The following is a 12,636-nucleotide window of genomic DNA, read 5'->3' as shown; positions in this document are numbered from 1 at the left end:
CTGACGACGGTGGTCCTGCTGGTGATGCCCCTGCTGTTTCAGGTACTGTTCGCCGGTCGGCTCGCGGGATTCCACATCTCCTTGCTCACCGAGACGCTGATATTCGCCATCTTCGCGACCGCGTTCAACCTGCTGTACGGCTACACCGGCCTGCTGTCGTTCGGCCACGCGATGTTCGTCGCCGTCGCCGGCTACACGGCTGCGAAGACCTTCACCGTTCTCGGCGCCTCCCTGGAGGTGTTGGGCGGCCTCGAGCCGCTTGGCACATGGATACTCGCGGTAATCCTCGGCATCGCCATCGCCGGCATCTTCGCGGTGTTCATCGGTTATCTGGCCGTCCAGCTCGAAGAGATCTACTTCGCGCTGATCACGCTGTCGTTCAGCATGGCCATCTACGCGATGGCGAACCAGGACGTCCCGGGTCAGATCGGGGCGGCCCTCGGCATCGGCGACGGGAACTTCACCAACCGGTCCGACGGCCTGACGTTCATCCCTGGTGACGTCTCGCTTCTGGGCTTCGAGTTCTCGCTGGTCAACCTCACGAACCCGTTGGCGTACTACTTCCTGACGGTGTTCGTGTTCGTCATCAGCATCTACGCGCTGTGGCGCATCGTCAAGTCACCGTTCGGGATGATCTGTAAGGCTATCCGCGAGAACCCCGAACGCGCCCGTGCGGTCGGCGTCAACGTGACCTACCACCAGTGGATGACGTTCATCATCTCGGGGCTGTTCACCGGACTGGCCGGCGTCATGCTCGTGGTTCTGGGTGGCAACGTCAACCCGCAGGACCACGCCTACTGGACGGCCTCGGCGGCGCCGGTCGTCATGACCGTCATCGGCGGGCCGCTGTCGTTCGTCGGCCCCATCGTCGGGGCGTTCAGCTACGAGTACATCCGCTGGGCGATCAGTCAATTCCCCCTGCTGGAGGAATACTGGGAGTTCTCCTTCGGTGTGCTCCTGCTCGTGGTCGTGCTGTTCTTCGACAACGGCGTGGCGGGCGGTATCGACCGCGTCCGTGACCGATTCCTCGAAGACGAGGACCAAACCCGAATCGTCGAAGACGCCGACGAAGAGACCTCCTGAAAACGCGACGTCCGTCCCGCTCCCCGTTTTTTATCGCCTGCTTGCAACCCCGAGCAGTCCGGACTGCTCCGGCGCGCGAACAGATTGAAATACGCAGCGCGGCATCTCACGGTATGGACGTATCCGAGGCGTCGGCCGTCTGTTCGGACGTTCTCGACGCTGTCGAGGAATGTGTCGTCGTCGACAGACGCGTCCTCGAAACCGTACTGACCGGCGTCCTCTCGCGGGGCCACGTCCTCCTCGAGGACGTGCCCGGGACCGGCAAGACGCTGACCGCACGCAGCCTCGCGACCGCGCTCGGGCTCTCTTTCAACCGCATCCAGTTCACCCCTGACCTCCTGCCCGGCGATATCACCGGCTCGCACATCTATCGGGAGGCGACCGGCGAGTTCGAGTTCGCCGAGGGGCCGGTCTTCGCCAACGTCGTGTTGGCCGACGAGATCAACCGCGCGCCGCCGAAGACGCAGGCCGCCCTGCTCGAGGCGATGGCCGAACGGCAGGTGTCGGCCGACGGGACGACCTACGACCTCCCGGAGCCGTTCTTCGTCATCGCCACCCAGAACCCCGTCGAACAGGAGGGTACCTTCGCCCTCCCGGAGGCCCAGCGGGACCGCTTCGCCCTCAAGACCGCGCTCGGCTATCCCGACCGCGAGGGCGCTCGCCGACTCATCGACCGCCGGGCCGACCGGACGACCCGCGCGCCGGAACCGCAAGCCGTCCTGACGTCGGACCGGGTCAGCGAACTGCAGGCGGCCGCCGAGACCGTCCGCGTCGAGGGCGCCATCCGCGATTACGTCATCGATCTGGGGCGGGCGACCCGCGAGGACGACCGCGTCGACGTCGGCGTCTCCCCCCGTGGCATCCAGCGGCTCTTCGAGACCAGCCGTGCCCGCGCCCTCATCGAGGGCCGGGATTTCGTCGTCCCCGACGACGTGAAGGCGGTCGCGCGGGCGACCCTCGCGCATCGACTCGTCCTCACCGCCGAGGCGGCCGTCGAGGGGGTCGACCCCGAAGCGGTCATCGAGACGGTCCTCGACGAGGTCGAGGTGCCGGCGGTCGCGGCCGGCGAGGACTGATCACCGCAACGCCACGAAGACCAGCAGGGTTCCGATCGCCGCCGCAAGCGTCGCCACGAGCAACAGTGGCGCCGGCGCCGAGGGGACGATACTGGCTGTCCCGACGACGGCCGTCGCGGCGAGCACGGAGATACCAGCCACCGAGAGCGCACCGACCGCGTGGACGAGTTCGCCGCGTCTGGTGTCGCCGCCGCGGCCAACCTCGCGGCCGAGCGTGGCCGCGAACTCCCCGAGGTCCCACACCAGCAGGCTCACCGCGACGGCCCCGAAGACGGCGACCGGATGGAGGCCGTCGACGGCGGCGGCGATAGCGGCCGCGAACACCCCGAGGCTCGCGAACTGGATGCCGGCCGCATCGCCGAGCAGGCCCGCCCAGTCAGCGGCGCGAACGCCGAGCAGGAACAACCCCGAAACCGCCAGCGCGGCCGTGAGGACGGCGAGTGCGGCGCCGTCGGTGCCGAGCGCCGAAAACAACTCCCTGAGTGCCCGTCGTCCCGTTTCGGTGTCGGCGGCCGCGATGGCGACGGTCCCGAGACGGCCGGCGAAGGGCAGGATGGCGACGGAGAGGACGGCTCCCGTGAGGCCGTAGACGAAAAGCGAGGGGCCGAGTCGAACCTCGTCGCCGCCGCCCCGCGTCCAGCGAGCGGCGCCGGCGGCGGTGATGACGACCACCACGACGAGGACGACGAGGTTCGGCGGCGGGGACGGCGCGACGACGAGGAAGGTGACGGCGGGCACGACGGCGGCGACGAGGACGCGGCTCCCTGCCGGTCCGGCGTGGCCCGTCGGCGGCGACCCGGCGGCGACGACGAGCGCGCCGAAGCCGACCAGCACGGCGGCACCGAACGCCGCGAAGGGCGCGAAGGGGAGGTAGTCGATGGGTGGAATCGGCGGCCACGGGACCCGGACGACCGCGACCGCGAGCGGGCCGGCGATTCCCGCGAGACCTGCCAGCGCGCCGAAGACGCCGACAAGCGGTATCGCGGCCCCGTAGTCGGTTTCGGCGGTCGCCAGCACGGCCGTCGCGAGACACGCCCCGGCGAACAGTCCGGCGAGGCCCGGTACCGCGCCGTCGACGGCAGTGGCTACCCCGAGCGTCCCGATGACGGCCGCCAGCACGGCCGCAGCGGCGGTCAGCGTCGGGCGGTTCCGGTCGACGCCGCTCGCGGATGCGCCGCTCACGCCGACCCCTCCATGGCGGTCGAAAGCGGGTCGGTCGTCTCCCAGTCGACGACTCGAATTCCACGGGAGCGGAGCCGCTGGAGGCGGAGGCGGCGCTGGATGCCGGCGACCCGTGGGCCGAGGCCGTCGACGGCTGTCTCGCCTCCCTCCGTCACGTCCGGACTCACGACGAGGACGGCGTGGCCGGCGGCCGACAGCGTCCGGGCCAGCGACAGCGGCGGGTCGTCGAGCAACGGCGAGACGAGGACGACGTCCGCGCTTCGGGGGACGCGCTCGCGGAGGGCGGCCGCGTTGGTCGGTTCGGCGTGGTGGCGGACGCTGCCGGCGAACGCCGGCCGCGGCGAGGCGCGGTCGGCTGCCGCAGCGTCGACGACCGCATCCAGCACCGCCTCGACGCGCGTTCGGGTGGTCGCGTCGTCGCCGATGGGGACCCACGGCCGGCCGCCCCGGTCGCTCGGTGTCGTCGTAGCGACGGCGTCGGCGTCGATACCCAGCGCCGCCAGTCCGACCCGGTGGTCGGCCGCAAGCAAGCGGTCGAACACCTGCTCGGCGGCGTGGGCCGCGAACTCCGCCGCGGTCGGATAGCCCGGCAGTCGGACGACCCGGTTCGGCGTCCGGGCGTCGACGACGATGGCCGTCTCCGAGGCGTTCGTCTCCCGGAAGTTGACCGTCGTTAGCTCACCGGTCTTGGCGAAGCCCCGCCAGTCGACGCGGCCGGCGGCGTCGCCGTGGCGGTGCTCCCGGACGGAGTGGAACTCGATGCCGCTGCCGGGACTGTCGGCCGTCCGGGCGCCGATTCGTCGGTCGGCCGCCGCCCGGATCTCGGGGCTGGCCGCCAGCCGCTGACACCGAAACGTCCCGTCGCCGGTCGCCGACAGTCGGTCGGTTCGAAAGTCGACCCCCGACAGCGGTCGAAAGCGGGCCGTCGGGTCGCCGAACTCGTAGTCGCCGTGGCCGGCGACGACCTCGTAGGTGAGCGAATCGGCCTCGCCGGGCCGCAGCGAGAAACAGCCGCACGGCCGTCCTTCGATGCGAACTCCCTCCGGCGGCCGGTCGTGAATCCTGACGTCCGGCAGGATACGTTCGCCCTCGTTTCGCACCGTGAGCGTGACGGTGGCCGGCTGGCCGGGGGTTGCGACGGCGGGATCGAGGGACCGCTCGACGGCGACCGAGGGGTCGGGCGGTCGGGAGACGGTCGCGGCGACGACGTAGACGAAGGGGACGGTCGCCGAAACGAAGAGGACGCCGTTGCCGAGGACGGCGCCGGTCGTGACGAGGACGACCCCCGCCAACACCGCGGCGTCGAACCGCCCGAGCGTCGATACCATCAGTACTCGCTACCCTCCATCCGTTCCTCGATGGCCGTGACGGTTCGACCGATTCGCCGCACGGTCGTTCGCCGCGGCCGGAACCACGCCCGAACCCGCCAGCGGAACGGTTGCTCGGTCGCGTCGGCGAGGTAGGCCGCCGCGACGGGGTCGTCGGTCCACGCACCGCGTCTGACCCGTTCGGCGGCATCCTCCCGGGAACAGCCGTCGGCGTGGGCGACGACGTCGGCCGCCAGCGAACGGAGCGCCCCTCTCGCGTCGTCGTGGTCGGCCCCCTCGGTGGCCGCGTCGGCGGTCGCATCGACGGCGGCATCGAACTCGCGGCCGACGGTCGGGACGGTCCCGTCGGCGGCCCCTCCCGAGGGATCGGGAAACCCGTCGGACTGGGTGTCGACGCCGGCCGTTCGGGCGACCCACAGCAGACAGCACGCCCCGATGGCGGCCAGCCAGAAGGCACGGGCGCTCCCGTCGGCAACCGATGCCGTGTTCGCTAGCCGCCCGATGCCGAGCGAGTCGGCGACGCCCGGCACGAGGACGAGCAGGGTGGCGGTCGCGACACCCGTGATGCCGACCGCAGTGATGAGTCCGCGCCAGCCGACGCGTTCCCTCACCGGTCGGCACCCCCGTCGTCGGCCGGGGCCGCAGTCTCGCGTATCCGCTCGATGGCCGCCTCGATGGCCGCCGCCCGTTCCTCCGGTGGCCGGTCGCCGTATTCGACCTCGCGGAACGCCGAAAGCAGGGTGGTGACGGCGCTCTCGGGGAGGTCGTCACGTTCGATGGCCCAGCGGGCGATCTCGCCCGGTGTCGAGGTTGCCCACGAGGGGACCGTGGTGTGGGTTCGGAGCTCGTCCCACGCCTCACGAACCGCCGGCTTTCGGGCGGTAGCGCCCGCCGCTCGATTCGCGGTGTCCTCGCCTCGAAGCGCCGCGAAGAGCGCGCGGGGGTCGATTCGTCGAAGCCCCCGCCGAAGCGTCGCCGCCAGCGCCGCACCGAGGGTGACGATTCCCTCCGGGCCGTCGGTCAGCAGCGCGAGGCCCGCTTCGAGGCGGCGCCGGAGTGCGGGCAGCGTCGAATCCACTGCGGCACCGGTCCCGACGACGACGCCGAGGACCGACTGGGCGGCCGCGGTAGGGAGGCGGTCGCGGTCGGCAAGGAGGCGCCGGAGGTGGATATCCCGACGGCGCCCGAGTCCGACCAACCCGCCGACGAGGCCGATACCGATACCGAGGACGCCCATCGCGTTCCGGTAGAGGCCGCCGATCCGCGCCGTCCCGGTCAGTCGGGCACCGCCGAGGTCCGCGCTGGCCGTCTCGCCGAGGGGGTCCTCGCCCGAGTCCGAAACGTACCCCTCGGGGGCGGCCGCGGTGACGGTGATGGGGTCCGAAAGCGGGAACCGGACCGTAGCCGTCCCGTCGGCGCCCGTTTTAGCGACCGTATCGCCGTCGACGGTGACGGTCGCGTTCCCGACCGGTTCGTTCTCGTATTCGACCCGGACCGTCGCCGGCGTGTAGGGAAGCGGGGCCGGCGCCTCCGGCGTGACCGAAACCGAGAGGGGACCGCTCCCGTCGACGTTCGACTCGTTCGACCGCAGGGAAATCGTCCGGTCGCCGCTGACGTCCCCGCGCTCGACGACGATATCCGCGGTCTCGGCATCCGGCAACTCGACGGTCGCGCTGCCGCGGTCGTCGGTGGTCGCGACCCGCTGGCCGTCGACGCTGACGTCGGCGGCGGGTATCGGATCGCCCTGAACCGTCGCCACCACCTCGATGGATTCGCCCGGCGCCGGGTCTCCGAGCGGGTCGATCTCGGCGGTCGTGGGCAGGGGGAACTCAACGATCGGGTTCCCGTCGGTTTGGATGCCGGCGGAGTACGCCACCGTGGCATCGAGTTCGTCCCGGTCCGGCTGGGGGAGGTCCTCCCTGATGCGCACCTCGACGGAGAGCGTCTCGGCGTACGGCACGGTGCCGGTGACCGACCCCCCGCGGTTGGTTCCGCCGACCCGCTCGCCGTTGAACAGTACGTCGGCTCGCGTGACCGGGGTGCCGTTCCGTGTCACCACGGCCGTCGTCGGCCGGCCGGGCACCGGATCTTCGGTCAGCGTGACGGAGATCGAACTCCCGGTCTCGTCGCTTCTCGTCAGGGTGTCGGTCGCGTTGTCCTCGTCGGTGGCGGCGTCCCAGTTGTCGCCGAGTTCGTCGAGCGGGGCGGGGTCGCGGCCGGCCTCGACGCGCCCCTCGGCGGGCGTCGGGTCGAAGGTCACCCAGCCGACGTCGGCGATATAGACCTCGACCCACGCGTGGGCGTTCGCCTCGCTGACGCGGTATTCGTCGTCGCCGACCCGGTCGCCGGGGCTGTAGCCCGTGACGTAGCGGGCGGGAATCCCCTGTGTCCGCAACATCGCCACCATCGAGGTGGCGAAATACTGGCAGTAGCCGGCCTCCATCTCGAAGACGAATTCGGTCGCCACGTCGGCATCGCGGTCGTGGGTGGCGTTCAGCGAGTACTCCTTGGTGGCCTCCAACCAGCGTTCGATGGCCACCGCCGACTCGTAGGGCGTCTCCGCGTCCGCGGTGATCTCGGCGGTCCGATTGCCGAGGCGGTCGGGCGTGTCGTCCGGGAGTTGCGTGTACCGCGCCTCGATCTCCGCCGGGTAGTCGCCGTCGCTCGCGACCGCCGCCGACGCCGGCGAAACCCCCCCGTAGGTCAGCGTCGTGTAGGTCTCGCCGGCCCGAATCGGGTCGTCGACGGTAAAGGCCCGCTCCTTATCGACGAAGACCTGTCTCCCCTCGGTCGCCGCGAAGGCGGGCCGGTTGACCGTCGCCAGCGATCGGAACGACCGGCGGACGCGTACGTCGATCTCGTAGGCCGGCTGGTCAGCGCTGACCGCCGAAACGGGCGAGGAAAGCGGGACTCGCGAATCGGAGCCCTGCTCCCACCCATCGCCCGTGTAGGTTGCGTAGGCGCCGAGCCGCCAGCGCGCGGGTTCGGGACTTTCGACGACCAGTGCCGGTCGGTCGGCCAGTTCGAGGCGGCCGCCGACGGTCGCGCGCTCGGGGTAGCCGCCCGCGGAGACGCCGCCGTAGTTGCTGACGCCCGAACTACCGTTCGCGCCGAGGTCGCCGTCGCCGTGCCCGGACTCGCCGCCCTCGCCGGAGCCGGCATCGTCGATGCCCTCGCCTTCGACGCCGAGGTCGGGAATCGGGGTCTGTATGCCGGCGGCCGGCGCGAGCGCGCCGCCGAGGACGAGGCCGAGCAGACAGCAGGCTGCGAGTATCGCCCGCATCATCGGCCGTCGGTCCCCTCCATGCTTGCTGAAACTACGGTTCAGGAAGCATTAGTTCGTCGGCGACCGGCCTGTGCCTTCCGCCACGTTAAATACCGCCCCACCCGACCCGACGAGCATGACACGCTCCGTTTGGCTGAAAGCCGACGACGCCGTCGGTGACTGGGAGGCGCGGAAGCGCCGCATCACCGCCGGCCTCGAAGCCGGCGTCGACTGGGTCCTCGTCGACCAGCGCGACGTGGGCCGCGTCCGCGACCTCGGACGGGTCAACATCGCCGCCTTCGCCGGCGACGACGTCCACGTGATGGACGCCGAGGCTCAAGAGGAAGCCGAGGCCGACGCGATCATCGTCGGCAAGGACGGCGAGGGCGACGGCACCGTCGACCTGCCGAACGACTTCTCCGGGTCGGCGGACCTCACCACACTCCGTCGCACCGACGGCCCCGCAGGGTCCTACGTCCGCATCCTCGATTCCGACTACGAGACCTTCGCCGAGGAGGCCGCCAAAGACGCCGACTTCACCATCGTCATCGGCGAGGACTGGCAGATCATCCCGCTGGAGAACCTCATCGCCCGCATCGGCGGGGAGACGGAACTCATCACCGGCGTCCAGACGGCCGAGGAGGCAAAGACGGCCTTCGAGACGCTGGAGATCGGCGCCGACGCCGTCCTGCTGGATTCGGACGACCCCGACGAGATCCGCGCGACCGTCGAGGTCCGGGATGCGACCGAACGCGAACGGCTCGACCTCCAGACGGCGACGGTCACCGCGATCGAACAGACCGGCTCCGCCGACCGCGTCTGTGTCGACACCGCCTCCATGCTCGAACACGACGAGGGGATGCTCGTCGGGTCGATGTCCCGCGGCCTCTTCTTCGTCCACGCCGAAACCGCCGACTCGCCGTACGTCGCTTCTCGGCCATTCCGGGTCAACGCCGGCGCCGTCCACGCCTACGTCCGGACGCCCGGCGGCGAGACGAAGTACCTCGCCGAACTGAGATCCGGCGACGAGGTGCAGGTCGTCGACACCGAGGGCAACACCCGCGAGGCCCTCGTCGGCCGCGCGAAGATCGAGCAACGCCCGATGTTCCGCGTCGAGGCCGAAACCGACAACGGCGACCGCATCGAGACGCTGTTGCAGAACGCCGAGACCATCAAGGTCGCCACCAGCGAGGGCCGCAAAGCCGTTACCGACCTCGAGGAGGGCGACGACGTACTCGTCTACTACGAGGAGGTCGCCCGCCACTTCGGCGAGGAAGTAGAGGAGAGCATCATCGAGAAGTAGCGCTCCGCGTTCGGTAACTCGCCGAGCGCCTTCGACGGGTGAACCTCACACTGCCGGCTGTAATCCCGTCCCCACTGTCTCGAGATATTCGACAGTAAACAGTCTCGAACTACGAATTGTGGATGCTTGTTCGAAATAGTGACAGCCGGCAGTATCAGTTCTCGAGAGATTTTCGCATGCAGATCGCCGACTGCGGACAGAGGTCGGCGAACTCGGAGGTTTCCTGAATCTCGGGCGGCACGACCTCGCGGTCGATTTCGTCGTACCCGCACTCGCGGAAGAACGCGTCCGCGGTCGTGGTGAGCAGATAGAGCGTTTCCACGCCGTTCGTTCGCGCCCGGGCCTCCAGCGCATCACAGAGCGCGACGCCGTAGCCCTGTCCACGGTGTGGCGCCGCGATGACGACCGAACGCAGGAGGGCATTCGAGCCGTAGGATTCCAGCCCGCCGCCACCGATACGATCGGTGCCGGCGCGGGCGATGAAGAACTGACCCAGTCCCGAGCGGAGGTTCCGGTTCGGAAGGTCGTTCGTTTCCAGCAGTGCTTCGAGCCACGCTATCTCCGTCGCTTCGGCGCTCGTGAGCGTTATCGAGTCGGGCGGCATGGGTCGTCGGTCGGCGCTTGCCTGATCGTAATCCGGGCCACCCCACCGAGGTCGAAGGCCATCGCCTGGCAGTCGTAGAAGCAGCGGACCAGCCCGTAGCCACGTCGCGTGCTGATACCCACCACGGCGATAGCACCCAGCGCGAGAACGGCGGTGACCGGTTGGCTGACCGCCCAGAGGAGTATCGGCACCGCGGCGACGACGGCGTACCGGACGAGGAGGGCCCGCCACGTGGGTCCGCTGGTGGTTGAGCGGGGTCGCGGGTCGAGCGGTGGCTGGTACATCGTTATTCGGTGTTCTCCTGTTTCTGGTCGGGGTCCGATGCCGGCTTTTCGGCCTCGATTCTCGCGGAGGCGAAATACTCGCTCAAATCGCGCTCGTCGTCCCACTCGCTGATGAACTCGCTGTCGTCGGTTTTCGGGACGATCGAGACGTCGGTGAACCCGGCCTCGGTCAGCATCGCTTCGAGTGCGGAGACGGTCGCCGCACCGCCGATACAGGACGCCACCGACGTCGGGTTGGCCTGGAGGCGTTCCCATTGATCGCCCGGCAGCTCGGCTGTGCGGACCACGTCGGAGACGGCGAGGCGCCCGCCTGGCCGGAGGACGCGATAGGCCTCGCGGAACACCTGCGGCTTCTTCGGCGAGAGGTTGATGACGCAGTTCGAGAGGATCACGTCGACCGAGGCGTCGGCGACCGGGAGGTGTTCTATCTCGCCGAGTCGGAACTCGACGTTCGAGGCGTCGTTCTTCGCGACGTTCTCGCGGGCTTTCTCCACCATCTCTGGCGTCATATCGACGCCGATGACGTGGCCGGTCGGTCCGACTTCCCGCGCCGCGAGGAAGCAATCGAACCCGCCGCCGGAGCCGAGATCGAGGACGGTATCGCCCGCGTCGAGGCTCGCGATGGCGGTCGGGTTCCCACAGCCGAGATTCAGGTTCGCGCCGTCGGCGACGGCGTCGAGGTCCGCCTCCGTGTAGCCGAGTTCCTGGGGCAGACCTGCAGTCGTCTCACAACAGGACCCGGTATCGGAACAGCACGACGGGTCCGTGTCCGTGGCGATATCGGAGTACCGGTCGCGCACGGCTGTGTGCTGTTCGGTGGCGGTGAGCGCGCTGTCTTCGGATGTCGGGGTTGGTGTCTCGTCGGTCATGCTCTGGTCTCGTCGAGGACGTCGAGGAGTCGTTCCGCACGGGACGTGGCGGTGTAGTAGCGCCAGCGGCCCTCCTTTCGCCGTTCGACGAGGCCGGCGCTGAAGAGCTTCGAGAGCGCCTGACTGACCGCGCTCTGGCTCACGCCGAGTGCGGGCTCTATCTCGCAGACGCAAACGCCGTCGTCGGATTCGGCGATGAGCCGAAGCGCTTCGTACCGGGTGTCGTTCCCGAGGGTCGAAAGGGTCTGGACGTCGGTCGCGATGTCGTCTTCCGGCAGGGAGTGGCTGGCCGGACGACAACAGTCCGCGCCCTGCGGTTGCGTGTCCCCTGCTCGGGACTCGGGTGTCTGCCCACTCATTTTAGCACATGCTAATATTAGAGAACACTAATATAAAGGTTCCGCTGGAACGCCTACCTGATGGCGATGAGGCGAGAAGACACGCGCTACGGTGTGATGTCGGCGACTTCAGGCATTCCGGATGACGTATATCAACGCTCCCGGGACGGCCAAGAGACCGAAGGCGGCCGCTAACGACAGCCGATGGCCGAACACGACGTAGGTCTCGGATAACTTGTCCGCCTGGTTCCCGTAGACGAAGAGCGTCGCGCTCACGCTGCCGGTTCCGAGACCGCGCTTCCCGCCGACGGCACGGAGCAGTCGTTGATACCGGGATGCCCCGAACCACGGCAGGCGGTCGACCACGGCATCGTAGGGGGGTCGTTTCGCGAACCGGCCAGCGAAGGGTACCGACGCGACCGCCGGCAGTGCCGGTATCCCGACTCCCAGCGAGAGGCCGCCGATGGCGAGGCCCTTGAGCACCGAGCGCTTGAATTTCCGGAGGATCGCACGAACGAGCAATCGACCGAGAGCGACCCCGAGAATCAGGAGTCCCGCTTCGAGCACCGACACCCGAACGTCGGCGATACCGAACCGCCAGCCGAGCGTGTCCGTGAATAGCCCGGCCGTCAAGACGAACAGGCCGGTGCTGACGAGATATTTGCCGCTCTGTCCCTTCCGCCGGTTCCGGCGGAGCCTATCGACCACCACCGACGAACCACCTCTCTCTGCGAGGACTCATAGTCGGCGTGACACGACCGGCTGATAAAAGGAAACTGGCCGCGAGCAACGCGGTGGAATCCGCGTCAGCCGTCTCGCGTCTCATCCAGTCGCGCGGTATATCGGTGGAAGAACTCCAGCGTGGGGTCGAGTTCCTCGACGCAACTGGGATACTGCGGTGCCTCGCGGATGCGGTGGTTCTCGTGTGCGGTAAGGTCGCGTTACCGATATATCTCCCAACATAACAAATTGTGTGTTCGTCGTTCAACAGGTATGGGACCTGCTCTGAAGGTATGTCTCGTGGTGGGCCTATTGCTGGTCGGCCTACTGGCAGGCCCCGCCTTCGGGGTCGGTGGGGACACCTCGACGGTTCTCGCGGACGAGGAGGACGAGGAGGATGAGGAGGACGAGGAGGACGAGGAGGACGAGGAGGACGAGGAGACCGCGATACCGACTGCGACCCCATCGCCAACCCCGACGCCGACACCAACGGCGACCCCATCACCAACGCCGACGGCAACTCCAACCCCGACGCCCACGCCAACGCCGACGGCAACTCCAACTCCGACGCCGACGCCGACCCC

13 protein-coding genes are annotated in these 12,636 nt (G+C 69.0%); 4 read left to right on the top strand and 9 right to left on the bottom strand.

Annotated features, from left to right (window positions below; translation table 11 throughout):
* Together V5A53_RS08445 and V5A53_RS08440 are read left to right on the top strand one after the other, a co-directional pair.
* The coding region (locus V5A53_RS08445) for a branched-chain amino acid ABC transporter permease (RefSeq protein ID WP_332313157.1) at positions 1 to 1,083 on the top strand (1,083 nt) is incomplete at its 5' end.
* Between the two features lie 113 nt (positions 1,084 to 1,196).
* Positions 1,197 to 2,159, top strand: a complete 963-nt coding sequence (locus V5A53_RS08440; protein ID WP_332313156.1) for an AAA family ATPase — start codon at positions 1,197 to 1,199, stop codon at positions 2,157 to 2,159.
* Here V5A53_RS08440 and V5A53_RS08435 read toward each other — a convergent pair whose 3' ends face one another.
* Genes V5A53_RS08435 through V5A53_RS08420 form a run of 4 tightly spaced genes read right to left on the bottom strand, consistent with a single transcriptional unit; the run spans position 2,160 to position 7,955 of the window.
* On the bottom strand, positions 2,160 to 3,341 hold the full coding sequence (locus V5A53_RS08435) for a DUF7519 family protein (protein WP_332313155.1): 1,182 nt from the start codon (positions 3,339 to 3,341) through the stop codon (positions 2,160 to 2,162).
* Entirely contained in the window at positions 3,338 to 4,669 is a 1,332-nt protein-coding gene (locus tag V5A53_RS08430; RefSeq protein ID WP_332313154.1) for a DUF58 domain-containing protein, read from the bottom strand. The genes V5A53_RS08435 and V5A53_RS08430 overlap by 4 nt, the downstream gene beginning before the upstream one ends.
* Positions 4,669 to 5,280: a DUF7269 family protein gene (locus V5A53_RS08425; protein WP_332313153.1), complete on the bottom strand. Its 612-nt coding sequence runs from the start codon at positions 5,278 to 5,280 to the stop codon at positions 4,669 to 4,671. Before V5A53_RS08425 ends, V5A53_RS08430 begins: the two co-directional genes overlap by 1 nt.
* A complete protein-coding gene (locus V5A53_RS08420; protein WP_332313152.1) occupies positions 5,277 to 7,955 on the bottom strand; it encodes a transglutaminase family protein in 2,679 nt (892 codons plus the stop codon). Before V5A53_RS08420 ends, V5A53_RS08425 begins: the two co-directional genes overlap by 4 nt.
* 115 nt (positions 7,956 to 8,070) lie before the next feature.
* Here V5A53_RS08420 and V5A53_RS08415 point away from each other — a divergent pair, with 115 nt between their 5' ends.
* Positions 8,071 to 9,237 (top strand): 3-dehydroquinate synthase II, encoded by a 1,167-nt coding sequence (locus tag V5A53_RS08415; protein ID WP_332313151.1) that lies wholly within the window; start codon positions 8,071 to 8,073, stop codon positions 9,235 to 9,237.
* A 154-nt stretch (positions 9,238 to 9,391) separates the two neighbouring features.
* On the opposite strand, the gene arsN2 is transcribed toward V5A53_RS08415, so the two are convergent.
* The 5 genes from arsN2 to V5A53_RS08390 form a co-directional block, all read right to left on the bottom strand.
* On the bottom strand, positions 9,392 to 9,841 hold the full coding sequence (gene arsN2, locus V5A53_RS08410) for an arsenic resistance N-acetyltransferase ArsN2 (protein ID WP_332313150.1): 450 nt from the start codon (positions 9,839 to 9,841) through the stop codon (positions 9,392 to 9,394).
* A complete protein-coding gene (locus tag V5A53_RS08405) occupies positions 9,823 to 10,125 on the bottom strand; it encodes a hypothetical protein (protein ID WP_332313149.1) in 303 nt (100 codons plus the stop codon). Before V5A53_RS08405 ends, arsN2 begins: the two co-directional genes overlap by 19 nt.
* A gap of 2 nt (positions 10,126 to 10,127) precedes the next feature.
* Positions 10,128 to 10,994, bottom strand: a complete 867-nt coding sequence (locus V5A53_RS08400; protein ID WP_332313148.1) for an arsenite methyltransferase — start codon at positions 10,992 to 10,994, stop codon at positions 10,128 to 10,130.
* Positions 10,991 to 11,353, bottom strand: coding sequence for an ArsR/SmtB family transcription factor (locus V5A53_RS08395; RefSeq protein WP_332313147.1), 363 nt, complete (start codon positions 11,351 to 11,353; stop codon positions 10,991 to 10,993). Before V5A53_RS08395 ends, V5A53_RS08400 begins: the two co-directional genes overlap by 4 nt.
* Before the next feature lie 108 nt (positions 11,354 to 11,461).
* Positions 11,462 to 12,043 carry a hypothetical protein gene (locus tag V5A53_RS08390; protein ID WP_332313146.1) on the bottom strand — a complete coding sequence of 194 codons (582 nt, stop codon included), beginning with the start codon at positions 12,041 to 12,043 and terminating at the stop codon, positions 11,462 to 11,464.
* 309 nt (positions 12,044 to 12,352) lie between these two features.
* Here V5A53_RS08390 and V5A53_RS08385 point away from each other — a divergent pair.
* Positions 12,353 to 12,636, top strand: a 284-nt coding sequence (locus tag V5A53_RS08385; protein WP_332313145.1) for a hypothetical protein, incomplete at its 3' end; no start/stop codon positions are given.

The organism is Natronomonas sp., from assembly GCF_036625485.1.
In the GTDB taxonomy this organism is placed as follows: Archaea; Halobacteriota; Halobacteria; order Halobacteriales; family Haloarculaceae; genus Natronomonas.
The sequence above is the reverse complement of the archived record's forward strand: the minus strand, read 5'-3'. Positions and strand labels throughout refer to the sequence as shown.

Excerpts from the sequence above, each read along its gene's own strand:
- V5A53_RS08415 (WP_332313151.1), top strand. The coding sequence starts at position 8,071 with ATGACACGCTCCGTTTGGCTGAAAGCCGACGACGCCGTCGGTGACTGG.
- V5A53_RS08395 (WP_332313147.1), bottom strand. The coding sequence starts at position 11,353 with ATGAGTGGGCAGACACCCGAGTCCCGAGCAGGGGACACGCAACCGCAG.
- V5A53_RS08430 (WP_332313154.1), bottom strand. The coding sequence starts at position 4,669 with ATGGTATCGACGCTCGGGCGGTTCGACGCCGCGGTGTTGGCGGGGGTC.
- V5A53_RS08405 (WP_332313149.1), bottom strand. The coding sequence starts at position 10,125 with ATGTACCAGCCACCGCTCGACCCGCGACCCCGCTCAACCACCAGCGGA.
- V5A53_RS08420 (WP_332313152.1), bottom strand. The coding sequence starts at position 7,955 with ATGATGCGGGCGATACTCGCAGCCTGCTGTCTGCTCGGCCTCGTCCTC.
- arsN2 (WP_332313150.1), bottom strand. The coding sequence starts at position 9,841 with ATGCCGCCCGACTCGATAACGCTCACGAGCGCCGAAGCGACGGAGATA.
- V5A53_RS08440 (WP_332313156.1), top strand. The coding sequence starts at position 1,197 with ATGGACGTATCCGAGGCGTCGGCCGTCTGTTCGGACGTTCTCGACGCT.
- V5A53_RS08400 (WP_332313148.1), bottom strand. The coding sequence starts at position 10,994 with ATGACCGACGAGACACCAACCCCGACATCCGAAGACAGCGCGCTCACC.